Origin of the sequence: Nonomuraea sp. NPDC050536 (genome assembly GCF_044457685.1) — a bacterium.
Classification (GTDB): domain Bacteria; phylum Actinomycetota; class Actinomycetes; order Streptosporangiales; family Streptosporangiaceae; genus Nonomuraea.
This window is the reverse complement of record NZ_JBITHD010000008.1, coordinates 1-15,347: the sequence shown is the minus strand read 5'-3', so window position 1 is coordinate 15,347 and position 15,347 is coordinate 1. Positions and strand designations below refer to the sequence as shown.

Sequence of the window (15,347 nt, the reverse complement as noted above, 5' to 3'; positions counted from 1 at the left end):
ACTCGGAAGTTGTTTGGGTTACGGCGTATTCAGCGCCGCGTCGATGGCTGCGCCAGTGCGCTCCAGCCATGCCTCGCGTCGCTTGATCTGGTCACCGACGCCCTCATCCCACATCCTTGCCCAGCCGCCGCCTCGCTCCTCGGCAATCTGCTTCATCGAAAACCACGACCGGCGCGTCCGCAGCACCGCCACCTCGACGAGCCGGGAGCGGTCGACGTCCGACATCCCGTAGGCGTCGGCCAGGATCCGGCAGCGACGCGGCACGTCCACCTCCCGCAGCAGCGGATCGGCATCGACAGGGTCGCCCAGCGGCGCCCAATACAGCATCGCGTTGCACATCTCATCCACCCTGGTGACCAGCTTGGCGATGTCGAAATCGATCAACGCGGCCGCCTTGCCATCCCGGAACACGATGTTGTCCGGCGTGTAGTCCATGTGCCCGACCACCTCCGTCGGGTACGGCGGCGCAGGCGGCATGCCGGGCGGCTCCGAGAGCCCGAAGCCGGGCCGCACCCCTTCGGGCATGACGAACCCCGCGACGGCGTCGTGGTAGTCGCGCACGAGGCGCCCGACGGTAGCCAGCCGCTCCTCATCGGCGATCCACGCCGGCCTCGGCCGCCCGGCCACCTCGCCGGGCATGAAGGTCAGCACCTCTCGCCCGGCCGCATCGATGCCGAGGAACCGCGGAGCGCCCGCGTACCCGATCTGCTCCAGATGGCGCAGCAGCGCGTGGACGAGCGGAGCATTTGGGCCGACCGGACGGCGCACCGTGTCCCCGACACGCACGACCCCCTCGGTGACGTCCCCACCGACGAGCGGGATCTCGGGATGGGGCTCGGGAGATTCGACGTACGCGAAGGAGTTCATCTTCCCTTGGGGGTCGTCAGCATCGGTGAACATCCCCGCAGTATCACGACATCGTCAGCGGCTGCCAACCGAATACCCGGGTCGCGCGCCTGGGCGCCCCGGGAAACGATCACTTCCGAGCTGCGAAGCGATCTTAAGACACTGCGTGTTCGCTCAGCTCAGACCTATCCGTGACCGCCCCACGTGTAAGGCGTCATCCCATGCCGAGCGGGGAGCCTGCGGTGGGTGAGATGTCGCCCTCGAGCGATGCGACCTTGACCTCGCCGCCGGAATCGTACGCCCCCAGCCGTGACGGACGCCTGGGCGCGGACCTGATCACGTGCCAGTGCCTGGACACGCGCGCCGCGATGACCTATGCACGGTCGACCGGGCAGGCCCTGCGAGGAGGCCGGCCTCGCGGCCGTCTTCCCCGCAGGTCAGGCGACGTCGGGCTGCTCACGCCTGGGCCGGTTGTCACGGCTTCAGCTGGTCGGCCTCCCGTACATCGTGGAGGTGGATAAGGACGTCGAAGGAGCGGGCGATCGCGAGGTGGCCGGGCGGATAGGGGTACTGCGTGCCGATGTTGCGTGTGGGGCGGGCGACGTCCAGCCACGCGCGCGCGGCGGCCGGGGCGTTGCGGATGTCGAGGTAGTAGTCCCGGTAGCGGACCTTGTCGAGGGTGTGCTCGTTCATGCCGGGCTCGGCCGCGCCCACGGTGAACTTCTTCCAGTCGCCGCCGAGAGCGGCGTCCTTCGACAGGAAGGAGCCCTGGTGGAAGGTGAAGCCGATGGGGAGGTACTTCTCGCCCAGGGCGTCGCGTAGGTACGACCCTTGCGTCTTGGGGTACAGCGCGGGCTCGCTGGCCACGTATCCGACGTGGTCGTTCTGCGCCGACAGCAGCATCTTGTCGCCGGTACGCCGCTGCCACCAGGCGGTGTTCTCGGCCATCACCTGGTCGCGGTAGCGCTGCGCGACGGGCAGCCAGGCCTTGTCGGTGAGGTCGAAGGCGAGGAACGTGGCTGTCTGGGAGATGGAGCGGGCGTTCTGGACCGCAAGCTCGAACTCGTCCTCGTCTGTGCCTTTCTGGCTGCTGATCAGATTCAGGGCCTGGTGTGCCTTGGCGGCGAGCTGCTGCCGTTCCGCGAGAGGCTTGCCCAGGTAGGCGAACACGTCGTCGATCGGGCGCAGACCGGTGTAGAGCCGCGTGACGTGCGGCAGCGACTCCGGATGGGTTCGCTGCACGTAGCTGGTCACCCGGTTGAAGAAGTCGTCGCTCAGCTTGGGGGCGCCGATGTCATCGCCCATGAGGTGAACCATGCGGTCGGGGTGGCGGCGGTTGTGGTCCCGCATCCACTCGATGAGGCTCACGAACTCCTCCCGTTCCCACGGCGAGGTGGCCAGCGCCTCTTTCGCGATCTTGCGTGCGTCCCCCTCGCCGGTCTGGAGGTAGTCGTCGATCTGGAGCCCAGCGGACCAGCTCAGCTCCAGAGCGAAGGTGGTGAAGCCCTTCTCCTCGACGAGGTAGCGGAAGACCCGCTCCTTCATGGCGAAGAACTCATGGGAGCCGTGGGTGGCCTCGCCGAGGCCGACCACCTTGGCATCGCCGATCATCGGACCCAGGGCTCGCAGGTCGGCCGTATTCCCCTGGGGCTCGGTCGAGCGCAGTGGGTGGGCCGCCTGCTCCAGTGCGCGGACCGGGTTCTGCGTCCCGCCGGCCGTGTCGGCCAGGGCCGCCTGGGCCGCCACGGGGGCGAGAACCGCTCCCATCGCGATCACCGCCGTCGCCAGCAGTCCCCGCCGGCTGATGCGCTTTCGGTCCCTAGCCATGCTGTTTGCCTCTTAACTTGCGTATTACCACTTGAGAAGGATCAGACCTCACGGTGAGATCGATACGTCGACGAGAGTATGGCGACCCGAGCGCGCCTCCCATGCCGCTGACCAGCATCTTTCTCGTGAGGCGAGCGGGTGCGTCAGGGTAGGGCGGGCACTACCGGGGGCCTCTGCGAGCCGACCCGGAGAGCCGTATGGGCGGCGACGAGGTCCACGTCGAAGGTGTGCGGGGTGGCGGTTTCTGGCCTCACCCTCGTTAGGCGAGTTCGACCAGATCATCCACCGACTCGACAGTCGCATTCTGAAACGATCAGTAAGCCCAGCACCCGATCGCCCGGACCCAACGGTGACGGTTCTTACGACCTGCCGGAACTACTACAGGTCGCAGATGCCGACATCCCAGAGGCAGAGTGCCGACAGGTCAACCAGGTTCTCGATCGGCACGACTTCACGTCGCTCTGCTCGCAGGTGCTGGGCCAATCAAGTCGTCCGCAGGCCGCTGTGCACGCGCGGCGGCTCGCTTGTCAGTGGCTGCACCTACCGTGCTCTTGACCTGCAGCCGCGCCCTCTCCAGCGCGATGATGATCGAAATCAGGCCCACCGATCCGATGACCAGCCCGAACGGGCGGGCGACCGACCACCATGAGCCTCCGCCCCACCAGGCTTGGTCGACGGCGTACTGGAGATACAGCCCCAGGGCTGCCGCAACGCTCATGGCGCTGCCCGTGACGTACATCTCAAAGACGCTCTGGCGATCCATCGCTTGGTCCACGGCGCGAAGGGCTGCAGTGATCTCCTGGCCGATATTGGCATCACGTAGGAATCTGCTGCGCGTTACCCGCTCCACTAACCACGGGCGCTTATCGGGGGACGACACGCACTGATTGTGTCGCACGCCGAATGATCGACAAGGGTCAGCGCGCTGAGCCCGCCTGCCTGTCCGGAGCGTCGGGCTCAGACATGGCGGCTGCGTACCAGGGCAGCGGCGACGACTTTGATGGAGACGGCCACTGCGGCCAGTCGGCGTCCTTGCAGTTCGGTAGGTGTCGAGCTCAGCGTTCAGCAACCGGTGTTCTACGCCCAGCCCCGTGAGAGGCCGTCATGGTCGACGCGTCACCAGCCCTATGGGGCCACGGGCCCCTGGGAACTGCACGTGCTCGCGCCCAGACGCCCATGCCCCCCACGCGCAAGACCGACTCCCCCTCCAGCAGTCGGCCGCACATAACATGCCTATCAGTAATTGAATGATTACACTCCGTTATTCGGCTCGAGGGTGCCATACGGACAGCGCGTCCGGATCATGGGGCCATCAGCGCTGCTACTTCTCACCGATATTTCTCGAGCGCGCGGGCCTAGAGCGCTGTCCAAACTGACCCGCAAACGCTGCTACTAGAGAGCTTTAAAGGCTGGGGTTACGGCGGCTTGGTGTCGAGGCCGGTCTTGGCAATGAAGCCGCTGATCAGATGGGGCCGGTACTGCATCTTCTTCAGCCGGGTCTTGATCAGCCGGGCGAGTTCGTTCAGGGTCTTCTTGGCGAGGTTGGCCAGGGACCGTTTGAGGTGAGCCCAGACGCCCTCGACCGGGTTGAGCTCGGGCGCGTAAGAGGGCAGCTGAATAGCCGTCAGCCAGGCGCGATGCTCGACCAGCGCGCGCATGGCGGCGCTGATGTGGGTGTTCAAGTTGTCCCACACGAGCACGATCGGACCGCCCAGTTGCTGGTGGGCGGCATCCAGCAGGGCAATGTAGTCGGCCTCGGAGAACGACTTGCGCTCGCCCTTACGTCCCCGCCGTAGCCGGATCCGGTAGATCAGCCGCGGCAGACGGCCGGGCTTGGTGGCGATCAGCCCGGCGATCATCACCGTGCCCGACCCGCTGCCGGACACCGTCACCACCGGCGTCATCCCGCGCCGTCCCCAGCTGCGGCCCTTGGGTGGTCTCAGACCTTGACCGGCCTCATCTTCCCAGCAGAGCCAGGCGCCCAGGTTCGCCGCGGCCCTTTTCCCTCCGGCCAGACATCGTCTCGCCAGGCGGCGATCGCCTGCTCATCGCGCTCGGTCGCGCGCCGCGTGGGTACTTGCCGACTCCAGCCCAGCCGGTGCAGCAGATAGTCCAGCCCGCTCAGGGTGTAGGGCACCCGGAACAGGTCCCAGACCAACTCCGCGATCCGGGCCAAGGTCCAGCATTGATCCTCGCTCCACCCGTACGCGGCCGGCCCCTCGTCCAACGCCCCCTGCAGCCCGCCAGTTGGGCCTGGGTCAGCTTGCACTTCTCACCGCCCGGCCCTTTGGACAGCAGCGCCTCGCCGCCACCGGCGTCGAAGGCCCGGTGCCAGCGGTTGGCCGACATCCGGCTGACCCGGAACTCGGCCGCCACCTGTGCATCCGTCGCGCCTGCGGCGAAGCGGTCCCCAGCCCGCATGCGCACCTGCTCCCGGCGAGCCCGTGCTTGGGCGGTCAGTCCACCACCCTCGGGATACCTCATGCCTCCGGAATAGACCCATAGCAAACAGTCGTCACGCTGCCAGCAGGAGACACTTACGTAACGTAACTCCCAACTTCAAAACTCTCTAGCACCCGTGACTCTGCTGTCCGCTTCGTCCTCCGTCCCGCAGGTACGCCGGACTGGCTAACCCTTCGACTCGGCGCTCCCTTTGACTGCGGGAACCTGCCCGCAGCCATGGGCGGGCTACTCCCAGGTAATGGGACAGGGTTTGCCCTGGTCCGGTCAGGCCGATTCGGCGTAGCGCCCGCGACGGAAGATCTCCTCATCCTGGGCGGTCCCGCACAGGCGTGGTTCGAGGAGAACCGGCCCCGTTCGACCGCACCCAGGACATGATCGCCGCCCACCTCGAAGCGGTGAGGACCGGGGACATGCCGCAGGGTAGCGACGTGTTCCTCTGCATCATCGAGACCGCCAATGACGAGGCCGTGCGCCTGCCCCGGGACCAGTTTTACGGTCCACTCGACCTGCGCTATGGCCCGACCCCCGACGACACATGCCCCTGGGTGACCATCTGTAGACGCCCATGCCGCCATGTGTGCCCGGAACCACCTATTTCAGCATGTCGTACAGCAGGGTGATCTCCGTAATGTCCAGCTCGGCGATATACCTGATGTACTCGCCGTGGGCGTGCATCCGCGCAAGCTTGACGGCCCCCTCGCCTTTGTAGTCCTCAGGGAGCCGGCCAAACGGGAGTCCATGACTTCGTTCCTCACTGGTGGGGGTTGGTGTCGTGTCTCTGGTCGGTGTGCCGGGTCAAGTTGGGAGGTGTGCGGCGAGTTGTTCCCACTGCCGTAGGGGTGGGATGTGTGGTTCGGCGGTCAGCAGGTGGAGGCTGACGTGGTCGGCGCCGGCGTCGAGGTGCTCCTGGACGCGGTCGGCGATGTCCTCGGCGCGGCCGTGGGCGACGATCGCGTCGACAAGCCGGTCGTCGAGCGCGTCCGGGGACGGGTATCCGAGATCACGCAGCAGGCCCAGGCGGTTCGGCAGCGCGGCCGCAGCCGTGGTGCGGGTCAGTTCGGCGGAGTGGGTGCGGTCGTGGCTGAGGACGCACAGTTGGGTGACGGCAAGCAGGCGGTCGTCTCCGAGGGTCTTCCTGGCGATGTGGGTGTATGCGGTGGGCATGCCCAGCACGGTCGCGCCCCGGGTGCGTTCGGCGGCCAGGGCGAGCATGCCGGGGTCCAGGGCGGCCAGTACCCGGTGCGGGGAGGCCGTCGTGCCGGGTGGCCCGAACGGGGCTGTGTCGAGCGCGTCGAGGTAGGAGCGCATGGTAGCCAGGGGCGGGCCGAAGCGGTGGCCGCGGACGTCCTCGGCCAGGCTCGGGTGACTGTCCCACAGGCCGAGCAGGAATCGTCCGGGGAAGGCCTCTTCCAGGGTGCGTTGTGCGGCGGCGGTCGTGACCGCGTCGCGCGCGTAGATGTCGGCCATGCCGGCGGCAACGGTGATCCGCTGGGTGGCCGCCAGCAGGACGGCGGCCTGCGCCATGGCTTCGCGTCCGGTGGTCTCGGGGAACCACAGGGTGCCATAACCGAGGTCTTCGATCGCAGTGGCGGCCTGCCGTACATCGGCTGCGGAGAGGAGGTCGAAGTCGCCAGCCCAGATCCCGACACGGCCGAGGCCGGGTGCGTGGCTGCTCATGCGCCCTGGCCCGCGGCGCGCACGGAGTCCAGGAACGCCTCGATCTGGGCGGCGCCGGTGCGCTCCAGCCAGGTGGCGAAGTCCATCGCGGCAGGGTGGATCCGCCGGGTGGCGGCGATGTCCGCCCGGTAGCCGTACTCGTTGAGCCATTCGTTGGCGTAGGCGAAGTCCTCGCTCAGAGCCCGGATCGCCTCGATCGGGATCTGCACGTAGGGCAGCGAGATTCCGAGCGCCTTGGCGATGGCCGCGGCGACCTGCACCGGTGTGAGCTCGTCAGCGGCCAGGGAGACCGCCCGGCCGATCCACTCCTTGGGGTGGGAGAACGCCAACTCGGTGACGGCACCGACGTCGTCGACGGCCATGATCTGCTGGACGGTGTCCGGCGCGATCCCGGTGGACAGGTTCCCGTTCTGCAGCGCGTATCCGCCGGTGAAGTTCTCCATGAACGAGACCGGCCGCAGGATCGTCGCGGGCAGGCCGAGCTTGGCGATGTGCTGCTCGATCCGCCACTTGCTGACCAGGTTCACCGGCACCTTCTCGCTGAGGTGGCGGTCCGCGCCGGCGACCGAGGTGAACACCAGGTGCCCGACGCCGGCAGCGCGCGCGGCCTCGGCGACGTTCACGCCCCAGCGCACCTCGTCCTCGGCGGTGAAGTCCGGTGCGGTGCCGGGCTGGCCGACCGTGGGCTGGACACTGAACAGGCCCCAGGCGCCCTCGGCCACGGCGGTCAGGGAATCGACGTCCTCCATCTGCGCCCGCGCCACCTGCGCGCCGGCCTGCGCCAGTACTTGGGCCCGTGCCCCGTCCGGGTCACGGGTGAGCGCACGCACCCGCCAGCCGCCGCGGAGCAGGTGGTGTGTCACCGCCCTGCCCTGCAGGCCGGTCGCTCCCACCACCACGACGGTCTTGTTCGTCGGTGTCACTGTCTCTCCCTTAACTGGAACAAGAGCCCACCCTCTTAACTGGGGTGGCCCTCCGGTTATAGGTTGCTACGATATGGAGGACCACCCCACTTGGCAAGTCGTCAGGAGTTCCTTTTGTCCAAGGACACCGCCGTGCCGCCCCGGCAGCGGATGCGCGCCGACGCCCGCCGTAACGTCGACCAGATCGTCGCCGCCGCCGGCGCCCTCATCGCCGAGCACGGCGCCGACGCCTCCCTGGAGGAGGTCGCCCGCCGTGCCGGAGTCGGCTCGGCGACCCTGCACCGGCACTTTCCCTCCCGGCAGGCGCTCCTGGAGGCGGTCTTCAAGGACCGGGTGGAGGCACTCTGCGCCAAGGCCGACGACCTGCTCGCCGACCCCGAGCCGGGAGAGGCGCTGCTCACCTGGCTCCGCGCTGTCGGCGCACACGCGGTGGCCAACCGAGGGCTGGGCGCGTCATTGATGCGCGGCGGTGATCCGACCCTCGGCAGCACCTGTCACGACATGATCATCAACGCCGGTGATGCTCTTCTCGCCCGTGCCCGAACGGCAGCCGCCGTGCGCCCCGAGATCGCCATCACCCAGCTACTGAAGCTCGTCAGCGCCATCGCCCTGGCGACCGAGCAGGACCCCGATGGTCCGGCCGAAGCCGACCGCCTGCTGGCGATCGCCATCGAGGGCGTACGCGCGCACTGAACCCGGCTCTCACAAAGCGAAGCTGCTGCCCCGACGGCCACCTGAAGATCGCGGATCCCGACGGCCATCGCATCGTCCTGGTACAGGTCCCGCCCGACCACCCCTTGCGCCGCGACCCGCGCTGACCCGGAAGCTCCAGCACTCATGCCGCCAAGCACTACTACGAGTAGCAGAACCTCGGCCCCGCTCAGGACGGCGGGCCGACGTTCGACGAAGACGGGTCAGGGTTCGAGTTGCCGTTGCGGTTCGGGCAGCGCCTGCTGCTCCCAAGTGAGGGGTTGGTGCTCCTTGGCAAGGTCCTGGAGTTCTTGCACGATCGTTTCTGGCCGGGTGGTCAGGATGGGGTGGCGGCGTAGGTTCTCGACGTCGAGCTGACTGGGTTCGCGCCGGATTACGCTGGTGCCGTATTTGACGACGAGCAGCGTCCCCGAGTGGATGACCGCGGAATCAACCCCTTCCAACGCCTTCATCACTGCGGCGAACGCTTCGGCCTGCACCTTGTCCACCTCGGCCTGCCGGGTGTCCAGCCCGTACAGGCTCGCGGCTCTGCCGGCGAGTTTCGTGCCGTTTCGAACGTCCTCCTCGGTGGGGTTCTTTACCCGGGCCACGAGTGTCTTCCACCAGGAGCCGGAGATCGGCCGCGCCTCGTGAATGATCTCCATGCCCTGGACTTCCAGCCATGCCCGCACTGCGCGCTCCACCTCGCGCTTGGCATCGGCTATCCGCTCGGCGTCAGGGTCGTCCAGGTAGATGGTCACCTTGGGTCGCATCGTCATCCCCCCGCTCGACGAGGCTGGCGTACTGAGCCTCGAAGTCCACATCCATCTGCTGCGTGATTGCTGAGCCGGATGTACCGAAGTCGATGATCCTTATTCGATCTGGTTGGTTAACTAGGTCGATCGTCACGGCGATGCTGTGCGCCATGTCCAAGCCCGTCTCGCGACAGAGAGAAATTGAGATCGTCGAGAAGCTGCCGGGCGCCGAAACCCCTGGTGCTGGTACGGCTGGCGCTCGGCGGGCACGGCTCCGGCGTCCACGCCGAGCGCCCGCAGCAGCCAACACCAGGCTGATCAGTCGTTGTCGCTCCAACGGCATGTCGCGCGGGCTGCGGATGCGGTCACGGTGGAGGTGTCGTGGGCCTGATGAGGTTGGTTGGCCAGGATGAGGGTCAGGCGTCCCGGCCCGGGGACCGGCCAGGTGCCGAGGGTGACCCACGTGCCGCGGTGGGCCTTCTGGTCAACGGTGACCGGTCCTGCCAGGTGCGGTGGGGTGGTGTTGTCGTCGTCGAGGTAGTAGGAGGCGGTGCCGGCCGAACGCTGGTCGTCGGCGATGAAGGCCTCGATGGTGCAGCGGGCCTCAGGCCGGGTGTCGAAGTACCAGTTCACTCCCTGGGTGGCGTGCCCCAGCTCAGAAGCGACCTGCAGGAAGAGTGCCGTGCCGGTGCAGCCGTCCTGCCGCCAGCCTCCGCCAGCCGGCCTCCAGCCGGGGTCGGCGTAGGCCCATTCCGCCTGGCAGCCAAGGCCGTGCACCGCGCTCCAGGTTCCGGCGCCCTTGCCGAGGCCAGGTGTGGAGGCAGAGACCGGTCGGGTGGCCTGGGGGAGCGCAGCCGCCGGTGTGGCGGGCGACGGCCGTGCCCCCGTGGGCCTGGGCCCGGCGCCTGTGTCTTTGCCGCCAAGAGCCGACATGCCAGCCGTGAAGAGTACGGCGACCACCGGCACGACCACCATCATGATCATCCATCGCGGGGAGGGCTTGCGCGATAAAAGCTTGCGGCCGGGGCCCGGGGCAGCCGCATGATGCCCGGCGGGGCTCTGCCCGGCTGCGGCGGCCTGTTCAGTGGCGCCTGCCTCGCCGACGGTCTGCTCGGTTTGCTCGGCGGGGCTTTCCCACGCTGCCGCCGGTGTGGTTCTGCTGGCTGCCAGAGCCTGTGCGCGGCGCTCCAACCAAGAGTGAGGATCATCGACGCCAAGAGCTTGAACCAGCGCTCGCAACACTCCCTCCGATGGCATGCGATGCCCCTGCAACGCCTGGCCGATGACCGACTTCGAATGCGGCATCTGGGCGGCCCGGGTCCTGTCCGCCAACTCCCGCACCGACGGTGACCCCTGCTGCTGATGCAGCGACCGTAACTGTGCGATGAATGCGGCCACGGGGTCCTCGCCTGGTCCCTGCCGGCGTCCATGCCCTGGCTCGGACACCGGGTCATCACGATCAGACACGCGCCATGCCCTTCGTCTTTTCGCTCGTCAGCCGCTGTCCAGGCCTGGCCGGTGTCCGGTTGTCGTCCGCATGCGCTGTCCACGGGTGGTGGACACCGCACCGGCCCTCCGACAGTGATCTCACGCCGCAACGGCACACCATCTCGTCCCGACAGGAGTCATCCCGTGAGATTCTTTCAGCGTATCGCCGCCCTTGCCATCGCAGCAGCGGCCCTTGCCGTCCCCGCCCAGGCCGCACTCGCCAGCACCGCGCAGGATGCGCCCGAGCCTGTGAAGCTCACCTGCGTCGCCTGGGGCGGCGGGCTGCAGAACGAGAACTGGGACATCATCGTCCAGCTCAACCCCGACGGAACCGCCAAGTCGGCTGAGCAGCAAGGCGATGCCTACATGACCGGCATCGGCATCTTCGAAGTGAAGCGTACCGACCCCGCAAAGATCACCATCTCCGCGGATGGGCGGGAGCTGAAGTTCTACGGCACCAGCCTGGTCGGCGCCGGCCTGGGAGGCTCCTACCTGTACACCAATGCCGGCACCTGTCGGGCCACCTTCACCTTCCCCAACCCCGCCAAGGCGGTGGTCAACCTCACCCCCGCGTCCTAGCCCCGGAACTCCCGAACGGCCCCGGAGTGCAAAGTGGTTCAGGGAGTGTCGATTGACCGGCTGTCGCGGCCTTCGTCGCGCGAGCCAAGGAGGATCGTCCAACCCAGTTCGCCGAGCCGCCGGGCCGACTCCAACCCGAGCCCCTTGTTGCCTCCGGTGATCAGCACCGAGGTCTTCTCCGAGTTCGTCACACCCTTTAAGGCGAGATGGCCCCGCTGGGCTGTGACACGGGCGGCATGCCCGGGTCCGGGCCGGGCTCGTGGCCGCCGGCGGCGAGCGCGAGGCGGTCGAGGTAGTGGCTCCACCCGCTGACGTGCCCGGGCCGCTCGTCGGCGGGCAGGTCGCGATGCTGGAGCTCGACGCGGGTGCCGGCACCTTCCGGGGTCAGGCGGACCTCGACGGTGCTGGCGCCCGGCGGCAGGCGGCCGGATCCGGCGTATCCCCAGCTGACGACGAGCCTGTGCGGCGGATCGAGGTCCAGGATCCGGCCACGGACGGGCACGCCCTTGACGTCGAGCTCGAATCGCCCGCCGGGGGAGGGGTCGAGCAGGGCGTACTCTCCCATCCAGGTGATGATCGCCTCGGGACGGACCAAGTAGTCGAAGACCCGCTCCGGGGGAGCCTCGATGTAGATCGAGGCTGTGATCGGCTCAGCTGTCATCGCCGGTCTCCGCGGCCTCCTTGAGCCGCCGCAGGCTTTCGGGCCAGAACTCGGCGAGGTAGTCGCGGAGCACGGCCAGCCCCTCCGGGCGTACGACGTAGAGGCGACGCTGGCCCTCGGGCCGCACCGCCACCAGGCCCGCGTCCTTGAGCACCTTGAGGTGCTGGGAGACCGCCTGCTGGGTGATGGCGAACCGGGCGGCGATCTCGGTGACCGACCGCGGCTGGTCGCGCACCAGGCGCAGGATCTCGCGCCGGTGCGGCTCGGCCAGTGCCTGCAGTGCCGCCTCACTCATGCCGGTCAGCCTACCAGGAATTCAAGCCTTGACTTGTACAAGCCGAGACTTGCAGACTTCCACAAGTCGCTACTTGTGAAAGGAACACCATGAACACTCAGGACGCAGTGCGCGCCTATCACGACGCCTGGACCGGCAAGGACTTCGCCGCGGCGGCGGCCATGCTGGCCGATGACCTGACGGTGGAGGCGCCGGTCAACGACTATCCGACACCCCGGTCCTTCGCGACCGCGTTGGAGAGTTTCGGGTCCATGGCCACGCGGGTCGACCTCCTCTCCGCGATGAGCGCGGGCGAGGAGGCCATGCTGCTGTACGACATGGACGTCATCGGCCTCGGCACCCTGCGGGTCGCCGAGCACTTCACGCTCCGCGACGGAAAGATCGCCCGCATTCGCCAGATCCACGACACCACCGCCGTCCGCGCCGCCGGCTTCGCCGGCTGACGCGGGGGGAGTGGCTTCACCATGGAGTACACACGTCACCTCACCATCCAGGCCGGTCGCGAGCGCGTGTTCGGCGCCATCGCCTCCCTTGAGGGGCCGCGCCGCTGGTGGACGACCCTGGTGTACGGCTCGGCCGAGCTCGGCGGCCGGCTGACCTTCGGCTTCGCAGGGCTGGCCGAGCAGATCGTCATGCGCGTCGATGCGGTCGAGCCGCCGTCGCTCGTCCGCTGGTCGTGCACGGCGCACACCCGCGACGACGAGTGGACCGGCACGCAACTCCGCTTCGAGCTCGCCGAGCGCGGGGCGCAGGCGTGCGAGCTCCGCTTCCAACACGTCGGGATCCCGCCCGAGGCGGTGGCGGACGGCTGGGAGCGCTTCCTGGCCAGCCTCGCCGCCGAGGCCGAACGCGCCGAGGGCCGCCCCTTCGGCGTCTGACCCCGGTCGACGATCATGCGCCGGGTAATGGGCGGGCGCCCGCCGTTGTTCTACATCGCGCGCACCGCCTGGCCACTCATGTAGCCGACCGCATGCCATCCCCGGTGTCCATCGGAGCCAAGCGCACGACTCGCCCTGCCGTACGACACACCCGACGCCGCCGGACGCCGCCCGGCGGTGAGGCGGTCCGGCGGGTGGCCGTGCCGCGCACAGCGGTACGGCCAGGCCGGGCCGCGCGGCGGCGCGGTCGAGCACCTCGTGGAGGAACGCAGAATCACACCTACTCTGCCCCTCGCCGTAGCTATAGGAGTCCCGGGCCTGCTCGGCGCGCTTGCGGCCCGCTCCGGAGCGACGCATCCGGCCCTCGGCCAGCGGACGGCACCCCTCGTTTCGGGCGGTCTTACATCGAGTAGCCGGAGGCGAGGGCGATGACGCCGACCACGGTCATCAGCAGCGCCGAGCCGGGGTGCATGGCGATCGAGATGCGGATGTCCTGCTTCTTCCAGGCGAGCCAGACGCCCGGGTAGAGGAAGACGAGCTTCGACAGGACCGTCCAAGGGGCCCAGAAGTGGTACACCGAGAAGAAGAAGGTGTTGAAGAACGGGGCCCACTTACCGAGCTGCGGGAGGCGGGGCAGCAGGAAGCCGCGGAAGTAGTACTCCTCGAGCAGAGGCAGGGTGAAGCCGGTGAACGGCGCGCAGATGAGCAGCGTGGTGAGCACAAGCTCGTGCGAGTAGCCCTGGAGGTAGGCGGTGCCGGAGGGGCCGGCGCCCTGGTAGTCCACCCAGGTGAAGAACCAGTCGTAGACGATGTTGTCCAGCCGGGTCAGCGAGAGCGAGACCACGGTCATCCACACCAGGCACGCGGCCCCGAGCCAGAAGACCTTGCCGCGCGAGACCGGCTTGTCGCGGTAGCGGACGACGCCCTTCATCGTGAAGCGGCCGGTCTTCTTCTTGCCCAGCCACAGCAGGAATAGCTGGAGCGGGAAGAGCACGATCGCGAGGGCGATGGCCCAGGCCAGGAAGATCGGGAAGCCCATCGCCCGGACCAGGGGGGCGGCGATGAACGCGTACACGGCGACGATGACCGCGCCGGGCACCAGGTGCAGTGCGATGGAGAACGGGACGGAGTGACGGTCGGCGAGGAGCTTCGCGACGAAGCCTTTCGGTTGAGCGCCTTGGGTGTCGGCCGGGGGCTGCATTGCTCTATCCATGCCGAGAATCGTGGCCCCGCGACCCTACACGGACCTGACATCGCTCTGACACCGCTTCGAGTCGCTGTGAAAGGCGCAGGTCACGGCGGGTGCGAACCAGGCGGGAACTATCGGGTCGCTCCCGCGTCGCAACCCCGCCACCAACAGCTCTTGCGCGTCCACCGCGGATACGGCATTAGGTCTCGACGGAGCAGATCCCGCCCCGGACGAGCTCGGCGGCTCCCAGGAGAGCTGACACGCGTAACGCCGTGCAGGCCGCATTGCTAGCCCTTGGCTCGGGGCGGCGTTCTGGTCTTCCCTCTCACCTCCTCTTGGGGCCACCGCCCCCGCCGGAACCTCGGCGGAGGCCTCGGTCAGGAACACGTCCAGTCTCCAGCGCCTATTTCTGCACTCATCCTCCTCGGAGGCCGGAAGCGCAGTCCCGGGGCCGATTGTGGTTGTGCAGGTCGATTCGCCGGGCGTTGGCGAGGTGGTCGTAGAGCCGCCCTTCGAGCCATCCGGCTTGGCTGCTGTTGAGCGTTTCGTCGTCGTTGATTTCGTAGCGGATGAGCAGGGCCCGGTACCAGTGGTCGCGGTCCTTGAGCTGTTGCAGGACGCGGTGGCGCAGGCCGGGGGTGGTGGCTTTGCCGACGTAGGCTCCCCACCGGCCCTCGCTGTCGGGGCGGTCGAGCAGGAGGTAGGCGCCGGGGACGTTCCAGCCTTGCTCGAGGCGGTTGGCGTGTGCGGCCTGGGCGATCCTGATCAGGGGACTGCTCAGGTCCAGTCCGAGGACTTCCTCGAAGCTGTCCGCCAGAGCCTCCACCGCGTGCCCGGAGCCGCAGCCGGCATCGAGCGCGCGCCCGCCTTTCAGTCCTAACCCGAGCAACCAGGCGGTGTTCTGTCCGGGCAGCAGGCTTACGAAGCGGTCGTAGTCGCGGGCGAATCGGTCGAAGGACTGCGGATCAGCGGTCTGCGTTTCTCCATACACGGATGGGACCGCCAAGCGCAAAGGTTCTGCCTATTGGTCCGACGAGCCGCGCCCCGGGGACTTTCGCCCTCGTTCCCCGCGGGCG

General features: G+C 68.1%; 19 protein-coding genes and 1 pseudogene. 5 read left to right on the top strand and 15 right to left on the bottom strand.

What is annotated here, in order from left to right; genetic code table 11:
- Positions 1-18 precede the first annotated feature (18 nt).
- The 8 genes from ACIBHX_RS23125 to ACIBHX_RS23090 all read right to left on the bottom strand — a co-directional run bounded on the left by ACIBHX_RS23125 (position 19) and on the right by ACIBHX_RS23090 (position 7,736).
- Positions 19-900 (bottom strand): aminoglycoside phosphotransferase family protein, encoded by an 882-nt coding sequence (locus ACIBHX_RS23125; RefSeq protein WP_397069266.1) that lies wholly within the window; start codon positions 898-900, stop codon positions 19-21.
- 420 nt (positions 901-1,320) lie between these two features.
- Complete coding sequence (locus ACIBHX_RS23120; RefSeq protein WP_397069265.1) at positions 1,321-2,673, bottom strand: erythromycin esterase family protein; 1,353 nt, start codon at positions 2,671-2,673, stop codon at positions 1,321-1,323.
- Positions 2,674-3,124: 451 nt separating this feature from the next.
- Positions 3,125-3,553 carry a hypothetical protein gene (locus ACIBHX_RS23115; protein ID WP_397069264.1) on the bottom strand — a complete coding sequence of 143 codons (429 nt, stop codon included), beginning with the start codon at positions 3,551-3,553 and terminating at the stop codon, positions 3,125-3,127.
- A 535-nt stretch (positions 3,554-4,088) separates the two neighbouring features.
- The gene (locus tag ACIBHX_RS23110) at positions 4,089-4,658 is read right to left on the bottom strand and encodes a transposase (protein WP_397069569.1); all 570 of its coding nucleotides are present in this window, start codon (positions 4,656-4,658) and stop codon (positions 4,089-4,091) included.
- The gene (locus ACIBHX_RS23105; RefSeq protein WP_397069568.1) at positions 4,613-4,900 is read right to left on the bottom strand and encodes a winged helix-turn-helix domain-containing protein; all 288 of its coding nucleotides are present in this window, start codon (positions 4,898-4,900) and stop codon (positions 4,613-4,615) included. The genes ACIBHX_RS23110 and ACIBHX_RS23105 overlap by 46 nt, the downstream gene beginning before the upstream one ends.
- A complete protein-coding gene (locus ACIBHX_RS23100) occupies positions 4,795-5,094 on the bottom strand; it encodes a helix-turn-helix domain-containing protein (RefSeq protein ID WP_397069263.1) in 300 nt (99 codons plus the stop codon). Before ACIBHX_RS23100 ends, ACIBHX_RS23105 begins: the two co-directional genes overlap by 106 nt.
- A gap of 837 nt (positions 5,095-5,931) precedes the next feature.
- Positions 5,932-6,813, bottom strand: coding sequence for a TIGR03620 family F420-dependent LLM class oxidoreductase (locus tag ACIBHX_RS23095; RefSeq protein ID WP_397069262.1), 882 nt, complete (start codon positions 6,811-6,813; stop codon positions 5,932-5,934).
- Entirely contained in the window at positions 6,810-7,736 is a 927-nt protein-coding gene (locus ACIBHX_RS23090; RefSeq protein ID WP_397069261.1) for an NmrA/HSCARG family protein, read from the bottom strand. The genes ACIBHX_RS23095 and ACIBHX_RS23090 overlap by 4 nt, the downstream gene beginning before the upstream one ends.
- Positions 7,737-7,850: 114 nt before the next feature.
- On the opposite strand from ACIBHX_RS23090, the gene ACIBHX_RS23085 reads away from it, so the two are divergent.
- Complete coding sequence (locus ACIBHX_RS23085) at positions 7,851-8,429, top strand: TetR/AcrR family transcriptional regulator (RefSeq protein ID WP_397069260.1); 579 nt, start codon at positions 7,851-7,853, stop codon at positions 8,427-8,429.
- A gap of 47 nt (positions 8,430-8,476) precedes the next feature.
- Positions 8,477-8,554: pseudogene (locus ACIBHX_RS23080) on the top strand (VOC family protein); the annotation flags it as partial.
- 96 nt (positions 8,555-8,650) lie between these two features.
- Here the strand turns inward: ACIBHX_RS23080 and ACIBHX_RS23075 are convergent.
- Positions 8,651-9,187, bottom strand: coding sequence for a hypothetical protein (locus ACIBHX_RS23075; RefSeq protein ID WP_397069259.1), 537 nt, complete (start codon positions 9,185-9,187; stop codon positions 8,651-8,653).
- A gap of 312 nt (positions 9,188-9,499) precedes the next feature.
- Positions 9,500-10,159, bottom strand: coding sequence for a hypothetical protein (locus ACIBHX_RS23070; protein ID WP_397069258.1), 660 nt, complete (start codon positions 10,157-10,159; stop codon positions 9,500-9,502).
- A 654-nt stretch (positions 10,160-10,813) separates the two neighbouring features.
- Here ACIBHX_RS23070 and ACIBHX_RS23065 point away from each other — a divergent pair.
- A complete protein-coding gene (locus ACIBHX_RS23065; protein ID WP_397069257.1) occupies positions 10,814-11,248 on the top strand; it encodes a hypothetical protein in 435 nt (144 codons plus the stop codon).
- A 38-nt stretch (positions 11,249-11,286) separates the two neighbouring features.
- On the opposite strand, the gene ACIBHX_RS23060 is transcribed toward ACIBHX_RS23065, so the two are convergent.
- The 3 genes from ACIBHX_RS23060 to ACIBHX_RS23050 are packed head-to-tail and all read right to left on the bottom strand — an operon-like array spanning position 11,287 to position 12,204.
- Positions 11,287-11,439: a hypothetical protein gene (locus ACIBHX_RS23060; protein ID WP_397069256.1), complete on the bottom strand. Its 153-nt coding sequence runs from the start codon at positions 11,437-11,439 to the stop codon at positions 11,287-11,289.
- 5 nt (positions 11,440-11,444) lie between these two features.
- The gene (locus ACIBHX_RS23055; protein WP_397069255.1) at positions 11,445-11,909 is read right to left on the bottom strand and encodes an SRPBCC domain-containing protein; all 465 of its coding nucleotides are present in this window, start codon (positions 11,907-11,909) and stop codon (positions 11,445-11,447) included.
- Entirely contained in the window at positions 11,899-12,204 is a 306-nt protein-coding gene (locus ACIBHX_RS23050; RefSeq protein WP_397069254.1) for an ArsR/SmtB family transcription factor, read from the bottom strand. Before ACIBHX_RS23050 ends, ACIBHX_RS23055 begins: the two co-directional genes overlap by 11 nt.
- Positions 12,205-12,293: 89 nt before the next feature.
- Between ACIBHX_RS23050 and ACIBHX_RS23045 the strand changes: the two genes are divergently transcribed.
- Both ACIBHX_RS23045 and ACIBHX_RS23040 read left to right on the top strand, forming a co-directional pair.
- Positions 12,294-12,647: a nuclear transport factor 2 family protein gene (locus tag ACIBHX_RS23045; protein ID WP_397069253.1), complete on the top strand. Its 354-nt coding sequence runs from the start codon at positions 12,294-12,296 to the stop codon at positions 12,645-12,647.
- A gap of 21 nt (positions 12,648-12,668) precedes the next feature.
- Positions 12,669-13,082 (top strand): SRPBCC domain-containing protein, encoded by a 414-nt coding sequence (locus tag ACIBHX_RS23040; protein WP_397069252.1) that lies wholly within the window; start codon positions 12,669-12,671, stop codon positions 13,080-13,082.
- 400 nt (positions 13,083-13,482) lie between these two features.
- On the opposite strand, the gene ACIBHX_RS23035 is transcribed toward ACIBHX_RS23040, so the two are convergent.
- Positions 13,483-14,295: a type II CAAX prenyl endopeptidase Rce1 family protein gene (locus ACIBHX_RS23035; RefSeq protein WP_397069251.1), complete on the bottom strand. Its 813-nt coding sequence runs from the start codon at positions 14,293-14,295 to the stop codon at positions 13,483-13,485.
- A 391-nt stretch (positions 14,296-14,686) separates the two neighbouring features.
- Positions 14,687-15,277 carry a methyltransferase domain-containing protein gene (locus ACIBHX_RS23030; protein WP_397069250.1) on the bottom strand — a complete coding sequence of 197 codons (591 nt, stop codon included), beginning with the start codon at positions 15,275-15,277 and terminating at the stop codon, positions 14,687-14,689.
- Between the last annotated feature and the right edge of the window lie 70 nt (positions 15,278-15,347).

Bases quoted from the DNA above. Each gene is read 5' to 3' on its own strand.
- ACIBHX_RS23125 (WP_397069266.1), bottom strand. From the start codon at position 900: ATGTTCACCGATGCTGACGACCCCCAAGGGAAGATGAACTCCTTCGCG.
- ACIBHX_RS23120 (WP_397069265.1), bottom strand. From the start codon at position 2,673: ATGGCTAGGGACCGAAAGCGCATCAGCCGGCGGGGACTGCTGGCGACG.
- ACIBHX_RS23100 (WP_397069263.1), bottom strand. From the start codon at position 5,094: ATGCGGGCTGGGGACCGCTTCGCCGCAGGCGCGACGGATGCACAGGTG.
- ACIBHX_RS23095 (WP_397069262.1), bottom strand. From the start codon at position 6,813: ATGAGCAGCCACGCACCCGGCCTCGGCCGTGTCGGGATCTGGGCTGGC.
- ACIBHX_RS23070 (WP_397069258.1), bottom strand. From the start codon at position 10,159: ATGATGGTGGTCGTGCCGGTGGTCGCCGTACTCTTCACGGCTGGCATG.
- ACIBHX_RS23055 (WP_397069255.1), bottom strand. From the start codon at position 11,909: ATGACAGCTGAGCCGATCACAGCCTCGATCTACATCGAGGCTCCCCCG.
- ACIBHX_RS23050 (WP_397069254.1), bottom strand. From the start codon at position 12,204: ATGAGTGAGGCGGCACTGCAGGCACTGGCCGAGCCGCACCGGCGCGAG.
- ACIBHX_RS23045 (WP_397069253.1), top strand. From the start codon at position 12,294: ATGAACACTCAGGACGCAGTGCGCGCCTATCACGACGCCTGGACCGGC.
- ACIBHX_RS23040 (WP_397069252.1), top strand. From the start codon at position 12,669: ATGGAGTACACACGTCACCTCACCATCCAGGCCGGTCGCGAGCGCGTG.
- ACIBHX_RS23035 (WP_397069251.1), bottom strand. From the start codon at position 14,295: ATGGATAGAGCAATGCAGCCCCCGGCCGACACCCAAGGCGCTCAACCG.